At 51.2% G+C, this 14,729-nt stretch carries 9 protein-coding genes and 1 riboswitch; all 9 genes read left to right on the top strand.

What is annotated here, in order from left to right; translation table 11 throughout:
- Window positions 1–29: 29 nt before the first annotated feature.
- On the top strand, window positions 30–623 hold the full coding sequence (locus CBE73_RS12500) for a low molecular weight protein arginine phosphatase (RefSeq protein ID WP_094094492.1): 594 nt from the start codon (window positions 30–32) through the stop codon (window positions 621–623).
- 311 nt (window positions 624–934) lie between these two features.
- Window positions 935–1,017: riboswitch (ZMP/ZTP riboswitch) on the top strand.
- Between the two features lie 200 nt (window positions 1,018–1,217).
- A complete protein-coding gene (locus CBE73_RS12495; RefSeq protein WP_373286384.1) occupies window positions 1,218–1,811 on the top strand; it encodes a TIGR01440 family protein in 594 nt (197 codons plus the stop codon).
- Window positions 1,812–1,956: 145 nt separating this feature from the next.
- Window positions 1,957–3,207, top strand: coding sequence for a serine hydroxymethyltransferase (locus tag CBE73_RS12490; protein ID WP_094094491.1), 1,251 nt, complete (start codon window positions 1,957–1,959; stop codon window positions 3,205–3,207).
- A 317-nt stretch (window positions 3,208–3,524) separates the two neighbouring features.
- The gene (locus CBE73_RS12485) at window positions 3,525–4,457 is read left to right on the top strand and encodes an ABC transporter permease (protein WP_094094490.1); all 933 of its coding nucleotides are present in this window, start codon (window positions 3,525–3,527) and stop codon (window positions 4,455–4,457) included.
- A 24-nt stretch (window positions 4,458–4,481) separates the two neighbouring features.
- Window positions 4,482–5,360: a carbohydrate ABC transporter permease gene (locus CBE73_RS12480; protein ID WP_094094489.1), complete on the top strand. Its 879-nt coding sequence runs from the start codon at window positions 4,482–4,484 to the stop codon at window positions 5,358–5,360.
- Between the two features lie 210 nt (window positions 5,361–5,570).
- Window positions 5,571–7,334 (top strand): extracellular solute-binding protein, encoded by a 1,764-nt coding sequence (locus CBE73_RS12475; RefSeq protein WP_094094488.1) that lies wholly within the window; start codon window positions 5,571–5,573, stop codon window positions 7,332–7,334.
- Between the two features lie 131 nt (window positions 7,335–7,465).
- The gene (locus CBE73_RS12470; protein ID WP_094094487.1) at window positions 7,466–9,085 is read left to right on the top strand and encodes a response regulator transcription factor; all 1,620 of its coding nucleotides are present in this window, start codon (window positions 7,466–7,468) and stop codon (window positions 9,083–9,085) included.
- The gene (locus CBE73_RS12465; RefSeq protein ID WP_094094486.1) at window positions 9,072–10,937 is read left to right on the top strand and encodes a cache domain-containing sensor histidine kinase; all 1,866 of its coding nucleotides are present in this window, start codon (window positions 9,072–9,074) and stop codon (window positions 10,935–10,937) included. Before CBE73_RS12470 ends, CBE73_RS12465 begins: the two co-directional genes overlap by 14 nt.
- Window positions 10,938–11,034: 97 nt before the next feature.
- Window positions 11,035–14,703, top strand: coding sequence for a X2-like carbohydrate binding domain-containing protein (locus tag CBE73_RS12460; RefSeq protein ID WP_157739545.1), 3,669 nt, complete (start codon window positions 11,035–11,037; stop codon window positions 14,701–14,703).
- The last annotated feature ends 26 nt before the right edge of the window (window positions 14,704–14,729 follow it).

Below are 14,729 nucleotides of genomic sequence, written 5' to 3'. Positions count from 1 at the left end.
TATAATTACAGAAAAATGGGGGGAGACTTATGCGTATCCTATTTGTTTGCACAGGCAACACCTGCCGCAGTCCGATGGCCGAAGGCATGTTCAGACAGATGGCGCTTGAGGCCGGTCTGCCGGCAGAGGTCAAATCTGCGGGAGTCGCGGCAATCCCCGGAATGTCCATGACCAGACATGCGGAAGCCGTGCTCAGAGATCATCAAATTACGGATCGTCTGACCTCAACCGCGTTAAGCGAAGAACTGGTCGAGTGGGCGGACGTCATTTTGACGTTGACACAGGGTCATAAAAGACAGCTGCTTTATGCTTTTCCGGATGCTGCCGCCAAAACCTTTGTGCTGAAAGAATATGTAGATGAGCGGGATAATGCCGAAGGAGAACTGCAGGAACTGGACGGGCTGCTTGCAGAGCGAGCCTTGCAGGCTGCTTTGGGAGGCAAGGTATCGGAGGAAGACTCCCGGAGAATTACAGAGCTGCAGTACCGTATACCTGTTTATGATATTTCTGACCCTTTCGGTGGTAACCGGGAGGATTATGAGAGAACAGCGGCGGAAATTCGGGAAGCTTTGAAGAAGCTCCTGAGCAAGCTTCAGAAACAGCAGAAGCAGAAGGATCAGTAATTTCAGTAATTTCAGTAAGGTCAATAAGTTCAGTAAGTTCTCGCTGAAGTTCGACTTTTAAAAAAAATTAAAACCTCCAACTCCACTTTACAGTGGCTTGGAGGTTTTTTGTTCCGATTTTGGGACTGGATCATTTGGATATATCCTTTTGAGACAGTCCTTTTTTTGCTGACACCTGTGAGGAATAAGCCATTCAAATCCATCGGCCCGGGGCCGTTATTGACGCTGTTAGAAGTCTGATCAACCTTTAATTATGAATTTTTCCAAGTTGCAATTCTGACCGCTATGCTTTATGCTAAAGGCAACAAGATCAGTTCCGGTGTAACTGGCGACGGATGTGGATGAAACCACGGTGGAGCATCGGAATATACGGCCGGTCGCCTGGGCAAGAGCATGACGCACGAATGTGCGTTTTGCTCTTTTTTGCATTTTTACCGACGGTCAGTTCCTGATCAGGCAGAACTCTAAGATACTTCCGGCGTGCAGGGAGTCCGGCTGCCTGCGTGGAAGTTGGTCCGCTCTCATTATATAATGGGTTCAAGTAGGGTTCGTCCCTTGGACCATTAACGGCGAATCCGCCGGAATTTAGGGGGTATCATCGTGGAACCAACCTTTCAGCTGGACCAATTGGCCGATCAGGCCGCCGAGGTATTGAAGGAGCTTGCCGAAACGGCTAATCTTGGGCCGGGAAAAGTGGTTGTCATTGGCACAAGCACCAGTGAGATTGCCGGTCAGCGTATCGGAACTGCCGGTGCCCAGCAAATTGCAGCTGAGCTATATAAGGGATTTGAACAGATCCGCTCACAATACGGCTTCGAGCTGGCTTTTCAGTGCTGCGAGCATTTGAACCGGGCGCTGGTAGTGGAACGGGCTGTGTTAGAACGCTTAAACTTGACAGAAGTGAGCGCGGTCCCGGTACGTACAGCGGGGGGATCGATGGCAGCTGAAGCCTATCTGCAGTTTGCCGAGCCTTGCTTGGCAGAAAGCATGGAAGCCCATGCCGGGCTGGATATCGGGGAGACGCTGATCGGTATGCATCTTCGCCGGGTAGCGGTTCCGCTCCGGTTGTCCCGGCGGTATGTCGGACAGGCGAGAGTCAACGCGGCGATGACCCGTCCCAAGCTGATTGGCGGGGAGCGGGCCGTTTATCGCCTTCCCCAGACGGACGGCGAGCAGCTCTGCGATTAAGACGGCGGAGAGTTTTGCGGCTTGGCCTGAAATTGGATTTGTGCTTTTAAATTTAAATTTAGATTTAGATTTGAATTTTGGAATTTAGAATTTTGATTGACCATGGGAAGTTATTTAATTTATCTATACAGGGAGGATTTTTGGCATGATGGAGTATTTGAGAAAGCAAGATCCGGCGGTTCTGGAAGCGATGAACCTGGAGCTGAAGCGCCAGCGCAACAACATTGAGCTGATTGCGTCCGAGAACATTGTCAGCGAAGCAGTTATGGAAGCTATGGGCTCCGTGTTGACGAACAAATATGCGGAAGGTTATCCGGGCAAAAGATACTACGGCGGCTGCGAACACGTAGACATCGTGGAAGATCTGGCCCGCGACCGCGCCAAAGAGCTGTTTGGCGCCGAGCATGCCAACGTGCAGCCGCATTCCGGCGCACAGGCTAACCTGGCTGTATACCTCGCAGCTCTGAAGCCTGGCGACACCGTACTCGGCATGAACCTGGCTCACGGCGGTCACTTGACGCACGGCAGCCCGGTTAACGCTTCCGGTTTGCTGTACAACTTTGTGGCTTATGGCGTGCAGGAAGACAGCTTTACAATTGATTATGAAGAAGTCCGCAAAGCGGCCTTCAAGCATCGTCCCCGCCTGATCGTAGCCGGCGCGAGCGCTTATCCGCGTACGATCGACTTTGAAGCTTTCGCCTCCATCGCCAATGATGTCGGCGCTCTGTTTATGGTAGACATGGCTCACATTGCCGGTCTTGTTGCCGCAGGTCTTCACCCGAACCCTGTGCCGCATGCTCATTTTGTTACGACAACGACGCACAAGACGCTCCGCGGTCCGCGCGGCGGCATGATTCTGTGCAAGAAGCCTTGGGCGCAGGCGATCGACAAAGCGATCTTCCCGGGTATTCAGGGCGGTCCTTTGATGCATGTCATCGCTTCCAAAGCGGTTGCTTTGGGTGAAGCTTTGGATCCTTCTTTCAAAACCTACGCCGAAAATGTCGTAAAAAATGCCAAGAAGCTGGCGGAAACGCTGCTTGCAGAAGGTTTGAACCTTGTATCCGGCGGCACGGATAACCATTTGATGCTGATCGATACGCGCAACCTGAACATCACTGGTAAAGATGCCGAGCATGTGCTTGATTCTATCGGCATTACCGTGAACAAAAACGCGATTCCGTTTGATCCAACCAGCCCTTTTGTTACCAGCGGTATCCGAATCGGTACACCTGCTGCTACTTCCCGCGGCATGGATGAAGAGGCCATGGTCGAAATCGGCCAGATCATTGCGGCTGCTCTGAAAGCGCCGCAGGACACTGCTGCGCTTGAGAAAGCTAAAGCACGCGTTACAGCGCTGACCGACCGTTTCCCGCTTTATCCGGAAATGAAATATTAAGCTGAAGCTATTAAAGTCCGGGATAGTTTACCGACAGCCGGACTAATAGGTCTTAAGGCCCGTCCGCTCCTTGGGAGCAGATGGGCCTTTTTTGCTTTTTCCCGATCTTGAAAGAGTCAGAGGAGCAGAAATCAGGCAGGAACAGAAGTAGAAATCACAAGGAATAATAATAAAGTCCAACTTTTTTGTAAGCGATTTCAAAAAGAAATAATAGCACCGAAATTGTCGTTGAATTATCCAAGAAGACATAATTCCCTGCATTCAACGGGCCGGGGCTCGAATTTATACTGAAGCTATAAAGAAGGAGGGGAGCATACATGTCTTCGCTTACGTTAGCGCAGTCGAGGCGCAAAAACAAAAAGTCCGGCAAAAAAAGCTGGTATTTATTCGGCTTAGCGGTTCCTTTTATCATCTGTATGCTGCTGTTCAGCTATTTTCCAGTTTACGGCTGGATTTACGCTTTTTTTGATTACAAGCCTGGTATCCCGCTTTCGATGACGCCGTTTGTCGGATTGGACAATTTCAAGGAGTTTTTTGATTCTTCACCGGATTTAATCAACGCCCTCATTAATACGCTGGCCATGAACTTTCTGAATCTGTTGTTCTCGCCCTTGGCCATTGTGTTTGCGATTATGGTGAATGAGGTCGGCTCGGGCAAATACAAGAAGTTTGTGCAGACGTTCTCTACGCTGCCGAATTTCATCAGCTGGGTGCTCGTCTACTCGCTGGCTTTTGCTTTCTTCTCCAGCGAAGGGCTGATTAATACGTTATTCGGCAAGCTGGGGTTCAGCTGGGCGGTTGATCCGCTGGCCCATGAAGGCATAACCTGGTTCTTCCAAACGATGCTGACCATCTGGAAGACGCTTGGCTGGAACGCAATTATCTACATCGCTGCGATTGCCGGCATTGACTCCGAGCTGTATGATGCGGCCCGGGTGGACGGAGCGAACCGTCTGCGGACGATCTGGCACATTACCATTCCGGGTGTTATGCCGACGTTCCTGGTTCTGACTCTGCTGAACATCAGTAACATGTTAGCCAGTTCGTTTGACCAATATTTTGTGTTCTATAACCCGCTTGTGGCCGGAAAAATCGAAGTGCTGGATTATTACGTCTACCGGATGGGGATTATCGTGGGGGATTATCCTTACGCGACGGCTGTCGGCATTTTCAAAACCGTCGTCAGCGTCATTCTGTTGTTCTCCGTCAACCAGCTGTCCAAACGGCTGCGCGGAGACAGCCTGATCTAAGCAGAAAGCTAAGGAGTGAAAGGAATGAGCCTGACCCGCATTCGTATCTTTGATATTTTGAACTACTTGCTGCTGGCCTTGTTTGTCGTGATTTGCGTGTACCCGTTTTATTACGTGCTGATCTATTCGATCAGCAGCCCGGCCAAGGTGGCCCAAGGGATCTTCCTGCTGCCGGCCGGCCTGGACTTTACAACGTATAAAAGCATTCTCCAGCTGCCGTACATCGTCAATTCGTTTTTTATTTCGGCAGCCAGAACCATCGTCGGAACCATGCTGACCATTCTCTGCTGCAGCCTGTTCTCCTACTTGATCAGTAAACCGGAGATGGCGCTGCGCAAGCTGGTCTACCGTCTGCTCGTCGTGACGCTGTATATTAACGCCGGTTTGATCCCGTGGTATATCACGATGAAGATGCTGCACCTGAACAATAACTTCCTGCTTTATGTGCTTCCAAGTGCGGTTTCCGGTTATTATGTCATCCTTATGAAGACTTATATCGAGCAGATTCCGAAAGCGCTGGAAGAGTCAGCAATGATTGACGGGGCAGGTTATTTGACCTTGTTCTGGAAAGTGATATTCCCGCTGTGTAAGCCGATCGTGGCTACCGTTGCGATCTTCGCCGCTGTCGGTCAGTGGAACAACTGGATGGATAACTATTTCCTGGTCCAGAATCAGAACCTCAAGACGATGCAGCTGATTCTGTATGAATACCTGAATTCGGCGAACGCGCTGGCCACTATGGATGCGGCGAGCATTACCCGCAACGCCCAGAACGTTGTGCTGACGCCGGAATCGATCAAGATGGCAACGACCATGCTCGTAGCACTGCCGATTCTGCTGGTTTATCCGTTCCTCCAGCGTTATTTCGTCAAAGGCATTATGCTGGGCGCCGTGAAGGGCTGAGGATCAGTGAAAGAGTTGCGAGAAATTGTATGAACGATTTACGAGAGCTTTGAGAGAGTTGAGAAATGCAGGAGTTCTTCGGAATAGAGGACTAAGGGCCCCAGGGCGCCTTTGGCGGTCCGGCCCGGTCCATATTCCCATCCAGAGGTATGTACAGCCCTTACCCGGCTGTGTATATAATAATTTGTAAATACAGGGGGGACGTGCAAAATGAAGAAAAGGAAGTACTCCATATTTTCGCTGGCGGTTGTCCTGACCAGTTTGTCTTTGGTTATCGCGGGCTGCGGAGGAGGAAACAACGCGGCTTCGAACAATTCGTCCACAAATGTAAGCGCATCCGGCGGTGATGATTCCACCGGAGGCAAAGAGCCGATTACGCTGACGATCAGCACCGACCAGATGTTTTCTTCGGGGGCTCCGGGCATTCAGAAGAATCCGGTGGCTGATGAAATCAAAAAGAAGACCGGCGTCACCATGGACATTATCAGCAGTGATCCGGAGAAGATCAAGGTTATGCTCGCCGGCGGCGACCTGCCGGACATCATGATTGTTCCGCCTGAGCAGGGAAGAGCGGCCATGGATGGCAATCTGGCCATGCCATTAAACGATCTGCTGGAGAAGGACGGACAGGATATTCTAAAATATAAGTCAGCGCTTGACGTGATCAATAAACGTCTGGACAATACAGACGGAAATTATTATTTCCTGCCGATTAACGTTGTTCCGGACGCTAAACAGTATGTGACCTATTCGCCAAACGTGGCCTGGTACACCCGCTGGGACCTGTATAAGGAAGAGGGTTATCCAGAGCTCAAATCCTTTGACGACATGATTCCGATGATTGCCGATGAGCTGAAGAAACATCCGAAGACCGATGAAGGCAAAAAGGTTTACGGCATCTCCGGCTGGACGGACTGGGGCCTCTGGTCTTATCACGTTCCATTCATTTATGAAGAAGGCTGGACGGAAAATACAAAGAATACCGTCACCAAACCGGACGGCTCTTACGTGCACCGATTTGCTGCGGACGGTCCGCTGTGGAGAGGCGTAGAGTTCTATAACAAGGCCTACCGCGCCGGAATCCTGGATACCGATATGTTCACGCAGAAAATGAGCGACTATGAAGCCAAGCTGAAAGCCGGCCAGCTACTGAGCATCCATATGGGCTGGGAAATCGACGCTGCCAACGCTTACTTCCGGGCCAAAGGCCAGGATGATAAAGGCTTTGAAGCGCAAGTAGTCGACGGAGCCACCAACCAGGCTTACGGCCTGCAATCGATCGTCGGCGACAACGACCCTTGGATCATTATTACCAAGAGCAGCAAGAACCCGGAACGCGCCATGGAATTCCTGAACTACTTCCGTACCTATGAAGGAGCACGCCTGCTGCTTAACGGAGTACAAGGTGTTCACTGGGATGTAGAGAACGGCAAGCCGGAAATCAAAGATGACATTATTCAGCAAATGACGACCGATGCGAACTTCGCAGCCAAAACAGGCGTGGGTTTGTATGGCAAATTAACGGGAATCGGCGGCAGCGCCATCGATCCTAGTGACGGTGCTTATGTGGATCTGAGAAACTCCGACAAGTTCATCCAGACCAAGCTGACTCCGCTGGATAAGGAATACAGCGAGCATTACGGCGGCAAGTTCCCTGGCGATGCATGGGATAATCTCGTCAAAGAGGGTAAAGCCAAACCGCTCAGCTCGTCCTTCATCCCGGCCATGCCGGCGCTGCAGCCTCAGGGCAGCGACGATCTGGCCAAGAAAGAGAGCAATATTGAACAAATTCTGATCCGTGAAATTCCGAAAGCGATTATGACGGACAGCGATGAGGAGTTCCAGAAGCAGAAAGACCGGATTATGGGTCTAATCAACAAAGCCGGTTTCGAGGAAGTCGACGCTTTCTGGAAGTCGTCCTACGAGCAAGGCTTGCAAACCTATAATGAATTGACCGCCGGAACAAACGGTTAAGTTCTGCACTTAAAATCAAATACCGGCCTGCATCGGATGCGGGCCGGTATTTTGGTGCTTAAATTAAAGCGTTACAGTGTTATGATGAGGCTATAGCGAATGGACCGATCAAGGAGCAGGAGGGCTGCAGCATGTTTAAAGTGATGATCGTCGAAGATGAACTGTTGGTGAGAGTAGGGCTTAAGAATTCCATTCCCTGGCATGAGTTCGAGATGGAGGTCGTCGCCGATGTCGCGAACGGGAGGGAAGCGCTGAATGTATATCGGGCAGAAGAACTCGACCTGATCGTAACGGATTTGAAGATGCCCGTCATGGACGGCCTGGAGCTGATCTCCACCATCCGGGAGGAGAATTCAGAGATCCGGATTCTCATCCTGTCCTGTATCGAAGAGTTCGAATATGCCCGTAAGGCGGCAGGACTTAAAGTGTCCGGTTATATACTGAAGCTCACCATGTCCCTGGACGAAATGGAGCACGTTCTCCGCGAGGTGCATAAGGAGCTGCTTCAGCGAAAGCGAGCCGTGCCCGAGCCGTTAAATCATCCCTTAAATTTGAAAATGCTGAAGGGGAAATTGATCAAGGATAATATTTTCTATGGTTTCCCGGCAAGCGGGGATCTGGAAACGGCCCTGCGTCAGGTCGATCCACGCATTGAGTCCGGCCAAACGGTGATCGCGCTGCTCGAGACCAGTCACTATTCCCGTTTACTAAAGCGTTTCCAGGATGAGCGCGGGGAGCTGATTCATTTTACAATCTCCAACATTTTGGATGAAATCGTGAATAAACATCACGCGGGAGAAGCCTTTCATGACAGCGACAATCACTACCTGATTTTGTTTACTTATCCTGCGGATATTTCGGAAGGGGGCATCTACAGCCATATCCGCGACGTCTTCGACAACATTGTCCGGGCCATGCATTCCTATCTGGATATCCCGGTCTTTATGGGCGTCAGCCGGGTTTATCCCGGTTGGAGTATGCTTCGCCAGATGTATGAGCAGTGCAGTTCTATTGTCCAGAACCGCTTTCTGTCCGACGGCTTTCTGAAGTTCGCCTCCCAGTGGTGCAGCGAAGATCTGGAATTGTTATGGAAACGGAAAATGCTCCAAAGCTGCTCACTTTGGCAGGGCATGGGCAGCCGCTATGCGGAAGATTTGCAGCAGGAAATGGCGAAGCGGCTGGGTCAGCCGCTGGCCGGTGAGGAAGCATGGCGTCAGATGTTCATTGAACTGATCAACTGGTCTTATGCGTATCTGGAGATTCCGAAGGAGCATGCCGAGCTGCTGGAGCTCTCCGAAGCAGAGCGGATTAGAGCATGTTATACCATTGAGACCTGCATTCAGGAGTGGGAGAAGCATCTGAAGGAAGCCTCCAAAATGAAGGATATGGTCCGGACCGTCAGCGTCGAGGTGGAGAAAGCTGTACGATTTATTCAGCAGAATTATGGACGGGACATCACACTTAAAGAAGTGTCGGATTACGTCCGGCTCAGCCCCAATTATTTAAGCCTGCTCTTCAAGAAAAGCATCGGGCGGAATTTAACCGAATACCTGACGGAATACCGGATCGAGAAAGCGAAAGATCTGCTGCTGAACACCTCGCTCAAAACCTATGAGATCGCCGAAAATGTCGGAGTTGCGGACAGCGCTTATTTCAGCCGCATTTTTAAGAAGTATGCCGGGGTTTCCCCGTTGGAGTTCCGGAAGAAAAAAGTGCTCAGCAAGGAAGTAAGCGCCTATGAGAATTCTTAACCTCTTTCGGAGCGACCGTAATTTCAATTTCAAGCTGAAGACCCAGCTGACCGCTTCGTTTCTGATTATGACGTTGTTCATTATCTGTCTGTTCTCCTTGTTCGTCTACAAAAGCGTCTTGTATATTCTGAAGAATCAGTCCGAGGAGCTGCTTGTCCGGCAGTTCAGACAGTCGGAATACAACATCCAGAATGTCAGGGACCAAACAGAGAAGGTGGCGGAGCTGCTCACGATCAACAAGGATCTGCAAAGCTTCGTGGATAACCCGTCTGATCAGCGGGCAGACCGGATTAACCAGGCGAACGAGGTGATCAAGATGATGGACGGAATTTTGGGCACATATCCTTATCTGTACAGCATATCGCTCTACAGCAAGGATGGCGAAGCGCTGGCGACAACGGGCAGCAGCAGCTGGTACAGCACAAATCAGGACGAGATCCCTTTCTATACCTCCAGTCTCTACAGGGACATCACGCAGAAAGGGATCGGCCTGCTGTGGGAGGGCAGTTATGACTCCCAGCAGTTCGAAACGTTAAACCGGATCTATGCTTTCAAACCGTCAGTTCCGCTGATTACGATGGCCCGCAATGTCAATGTGCTTGGCCGCAGCAACCGTTCTGCCGTGCTGGTTTTTAACATCCGCCAGGCCGATTTCAGTCCAATCTTCAACGGGGACTGGAACCTGAAAGGTTCCCAGTACCTGGTCGATGATCAGGGGAGGACGGTGTCCAGCACGGAACCGGAAGCGATCAACACCGTCGTCCGCTTCGCTGATCAGATTGACCGGTCTCGTTCCTACGGCAGCTTTATGACGAAGAACAACGGACAAACCACGCAAGTTACCTACTACCGGATCGGAGGTACCGGCTGGACGCTGATCAACGAGACGCTGGAGACGGAGTTTCTGCGGAATATTTCGATTCTGCGGCAGGTCATCATTACGATTATGCTGGTGAGCATCGTGCTTGCCTTCATGCTCTCCACCTACTGGATCTACCGGATTACAAGACCGCTTACCCATCTGGTCCGGGCGATGAGGGAAATGGAAATGGGGAAGATGGGAGTTGTGCTTGACGATACGCCGAGGACGGAGCTGGGCGTGATCGGCCGGAGATTCAACAATATGTCTTTAAGCATCGAACAGCTGATCGGGGAAAATAAAAAAATCGAGCAGGGCAGACGCCAGCTCGAATTGGAAGCGCTGCAGTTCCAGATCAACCCGCATTTCCTGTACAATGCCTTGAATACGATCAAATGGATTGCCATCGTAAGGAAGGAAACCAGTATCGTCGAAGCCATTACAACGCTGGGCAATCTCGTCAGATCCATTTATAAAGAGAATGCCTTGTTTATTCCGCTTGAGGCGGAGCTGCAATATTTGCACAATTATTTGAAGATTATGAACACCCGTTACGGAGAAGGGGTGGAGGTTTCTTTTGAGGTGGATGAACGATTCTTCTCTTACAAGATCATCCGGTTTATTTTACAGCCGATTGTAGAGAATGCTTTCGTGCATGGAATGAGCTCCATCGGTTACAAAGGACAGATCACGATTGGGGCTGAGGAGAAGGACGGGGATCTGTTCATTACCGTCCATGACAACGGCCAGGGGCTCGATGCGGACAAGCTGGAGGACATTCATGCGCTGCTCAAGATGAACAGCCTTTCGCCCAACCCGAAGGGAAGCATCGGTTTGTCCAATGTGAACCGGCGGATCAAAATGCAGCATGGCGACCGTTACGGCATATCGCTGCACAGTCAAAGCGAAGAAGGCACGACCGTGCTGATTCATGTTCCCGTTGTGCTTAACTCAGGGGCAAAAGAGGAAGATTGTACTGAAAGTCATAAATAAATCCATAGGTTTTAACAAATGTGTTCTCTATAATAGGCCTTGACCCAAAATTTTGTAAGCGTTTCATATTTACAAGAGGGAAGGAGCTTGAGCAGATTTGAGAATAGGGATGAAACAGCTGCGCAATTTGTTCCTCGTAACGGTTGTCGCCGTAGCGCAATTTGGTTTGAGTGTACCTCGCAGTGAAGCCGCAAAACCAGAGCCTGAAGCCGCACAGACGGAAGAGGCCGGACTGGCTCAAAAGCCTTTGATGGGCTGGAGCAGCTATAGTCTTCAGGTTTACAACGAGAATGGGATCGACTGGGTGTCGGCAGACCGGATTAAGGCACAGTCCGACGCCATGCATGAGAAGCTTCAACCATATGGATATAAGTATATCAACATCGATGCTGGCTGGAATGGCAGCTTTGATGAATACGGCCGGCCGCAGCCGAAGGAGTCCCTCTATCCAAACGGGATCAAGGATGTCATTGATTACGTTCATAACAACGGACAGAAGATCGGGCTCTACATGATCCCCGGCTTGGGCAAGGAAGTGTACGATCAGAATTTGCCGATCTACGGCACGCCTTACCATGCACAGGATATTGTAGCCCTGCCTTTGAGAACCGCAGACTACTGGGGCATTGACTACAAAATTGATTTCTCGAAGCCGGGCGCAAAGGAATATATCAAGTCTGTAGCTGATCAGTTTGGAGAATGGGGCATCGACTTCTTGAAGTTCGACAGCGTCACTCCAGGGTCGGGCATTAACAATACTTCCATCGACGCGCGCGATGATGTCAGAGTGCTCTCCGAGGCGCTAAAGCCTTATAACATCTGGCTTGAGCTGTCTTGGGCGCTGGATATCAATTATGTGGAGACCTGGAAGAAATACGCCCAGGGCTGGCGCATCGAATGGGACATCGAAAGCTATGACGGACCGGGTACCACGTTAACGAAGTGGGAAAATATTGCCCGCCTCTTCCCGGACGCAGCAAAATGGGCCCGTGAAGCCGGTCCCGGCGGCTGGAATGACTTTGATTCGCTTAACGTCGGCAACGGGTCGATGGACGGCCTGACGCCGGATGAACGCAAGACGGCAATGACCTTCTGGGCCGTATCGTCGGCTCAGCTCTATATCGGCAACGATATGACCAATCTGGACAGCTACGGACTCAGCCTGCTGACCAATCCGGAGGTTATCGCGGTTAACCAGGCTGGTCATCCTGGACATCCGGTGTCGATGGATACCGACCAGCAGGTTTGGTATGCGAACAATGGAGACGGCACGTTCAGTGTTGCTCTGTTTAACTTGGCTGACTCGGCCGCTCAGATGAAGGTGGACTGGAACGAGATCGGCTTGAGCGGCAGCGCTTCGGTCCGTGATTTGTGGAGCCATACCGATCTGGGTACTTTTGCGACAGGTCTTGATGACATCACGCTTGAGCCGCATGCCTCCAGACTGTTCAAGGTGACGGCATTAAACGGCAAGGTCAGCGTGAATGATGATGAATCCGGCGTGAGCTACAGCGGAAGCTGGACCCGGAACGGCGGGCAAGAACTCACCAAGGGCAGCCAGGATGCGGTGATCGACTTTACGGATTCACCGTCGGTTCAGACGGCAGAGATGGCTAATGTCGATTCAAATGCAGCTAATGTCGATACAAATGCAGCCGATACAGCTGCAGCTGCTGCTAATGCTGTTCTTGCTGCAGATGAAGCGAATACGCAGCAAAGTGCCGCTTCAGAGGCAAACCCCACAGTCTCTCAAGTGGTGTACATCAACGATACGGACAGCCGGATTGTATACGGCAAGGAAGCGGATACCGGAAGCGGCAGCTGGGGCTACAGCTCGGGCAGATCCGCCGAATGGAACGATTATAAAGGTGACGTGCATTACGGAGAACATGGCGAAGTCACGTTTGAATACGGCTTTACGGGCACAGGCATTGAGTTCCTGACGGAGCAGGATCAATCCGGCGGCGACATTGATATTTATCTGGACGGAGAGTTCAAGGAGACGGTCAGTGCGAACGGTTCCCCTCATCTTGGACAGTTCTCTGTCTATCAGGTATCCGGTCTGCCAAACGGGCCTCATACGCTGAAGGGGGTCATGAAAGGCGGCAGTTATCTGATCGTGGATGGTTTCAAGGTCACGACGGATTCTTTGCTTGCGGAGAACACAGCTACTTTTGACAAAAATGATCCGAAGGATCTGCCGGTGACCCTGACCTTGGGCGGTGACTCTTTCACGGGTATTTCCAATGGGGATACAGATTTGGTCAGAGGAACGGATTACACCGTGACGGGGGATACGGTCACCCTGCGGAGAGCTTATCTCCAGCAGCGGCAGCCAGGGCAGACGAATTTGACCTTCCACTTTGACGGGGATGTCACACAGACGCTTCCAATCGAAGTGGTGCAGGCGTTCGCTAACAGCGAGATCAGTCCAGAGAAGGCCGACTTTGACAAGCGGGCCTCCCGCCAGGCCGATCTGCCGGTCACCCTGCAGCTTAACGGCAATCAGCTGGCTGGCATCTGGAACGGCAGCAGCAGCCTGGAAGCAAACGTCGATTACACAGTAGGAGACGCTGGAGTAGTCATCAGTAAAGCCTATTTGTCCACACTTCCTCAAGGGGTTACTGAGTTGACCTTCAAATTCTCGGCCGGAGCCAGCGCAAGTCTGGAGGTAACCGTAACCGATTCGTCCATGACCGAACGGTACCAGATCTTGAATGATGATGATTCGAGCATCTACTATTCGGATGGCTGGTCCACCAACGGAGGACGCGGCTTCGGAGATTATATGGATAATGTCCACTATAGTGAAAATAACGGTGAATCCTTCGAAATCACCTTTGATGGAGTAGGGGTTCAGTACATTACTGAATTGGATCCATCCCAAGGAGATGTCGATATTTACCTGGACGGCCAACAGGTTGCAACAGCTAACACGTATGCGGCTGAACGCTCTGCCCAACAGGTCGTTTACCAAGTGTCGGGCCTGCCTGAAGGTACGCATACGCTGAAAGGAGTCAAGAAATCAGGCCGGTTTATGCTGGTGGATGCCATCAAGGTTCAATTGCCTGATGTCATATCGAAGACTTCTTTTGAATTTAATACGAACCCAGATGCCCAAGAAGATATTAGTGTTCAGGTGCTGACAGACATCGGCAATCTGGATGGCGTTTATAACGGTTCACAGCCGCTGGCAGCAGGCGAGGATTACACGGTGAATGGAAGCACAGTGACGATCAGCAAAGCTTATCTGGCCGCCCATGCAGCCGAAACTGAATCGCTGCGTCTCACTTTCGCTTTCAGGGGCGACTACCGGGACGATGTGCATGTTACGGAAGCTAACGGCGATTCTTATCAATACACCTTCGAGGGCACCGGCATCAGCCTGATCGGTCCAACCGGACCGGAGCTGGGCAAGATGGAAGTTTACATTGATGGCAAGCTGAAGGGCACGGCGGATGCCTACAGCAGCGTACGCAAGACTCAACAGCCGTTGTTTAGCAAGTCGGGTCTGAAATCCGGCACTCATACGGTTAAGGTTGTGAAGACATCCGGCCAAATGCTGCTGGCCGATAAACTGGAGTTCGACGTGGCGAACGAGGGTGAAGGACCCAATCCTCATTCCACTTCCAAGGGGAATAACGGGAATCATGGGAACGGTAATAACGGGAACGGCAATCATGGAAACCACGGAAGCAATGGCAACAACGGGAATAACGGCAGCAACGGAAATGGAGGGAAAGGTCCCGGCGGAAAACAGGGGTGATCACGGTGAAAATGGACATAGTGACG

Origin of the sequence: Paenibacillus physcomitrellae (assembly GCF_002240225.1) — a bacterium.
In the GTDB taxonomy this organism is placed as follows: Bacteria; Bacillota; Bacilli; order Paenibacillales; family Paenibacillaceae; genus Fontibacillus; species Fontibacillus physcomitrellae.
Note: the sequence above shows the minus strand (reverse complement) of the source record. Positions and strands in the feature narration are given on the sequence as shown.

Coding starts and splice junctions, on each gene's coding strand:
- CBE73_RS12480 (WP_094094489.1), top strand. CDS start 4,482: ATGAGCCTGACCCGCATTCGTATCTTTGATATTTTGAACTACTTGCTG.
- CBE73_RS12490 (WP_094094491.1), top strand. CDS start 1,957: ATGATGGAGTATTTGAGAAAGCAAGATCCGGCGGTTCTGGAAGCGATG.
- CBE73_RS12470 (WP_094094487.1), top strand. CDS start 7,466: ATGTTTAAAGTGATGATCGTCGAAGATGAACTGTTGGTGAGAGTAGGG.
- CBE73_RS12465 (WP_094094486.1), top strand. CDS start 9,072: ATGAGAATTCTTAACCTCTTTCGGAGCGACCGTAATTTCAATTTCAAG.
- CBE73_RS12475 (WP_094094488.1), top strand. CDS start 5,571: ATGAAGAAAAGGAAGTACTCCATATTTTCGCTGGCGGTTGTCCTGACC.
- CBE73_RS12485 (WP_094094490.1), top strand. CDS start 3,525: ATGTCTTCGCTTACGTTAGCGCAGTCGAGGCGCAAAAACAAAAAGTCC.
- CBE73_RS12500 (WP_094094492.1), top strand. CDS start 30: ATGCGTATCCTATTTGTTTGCACAGGCAACACCTGCCGCAGTCCGATG.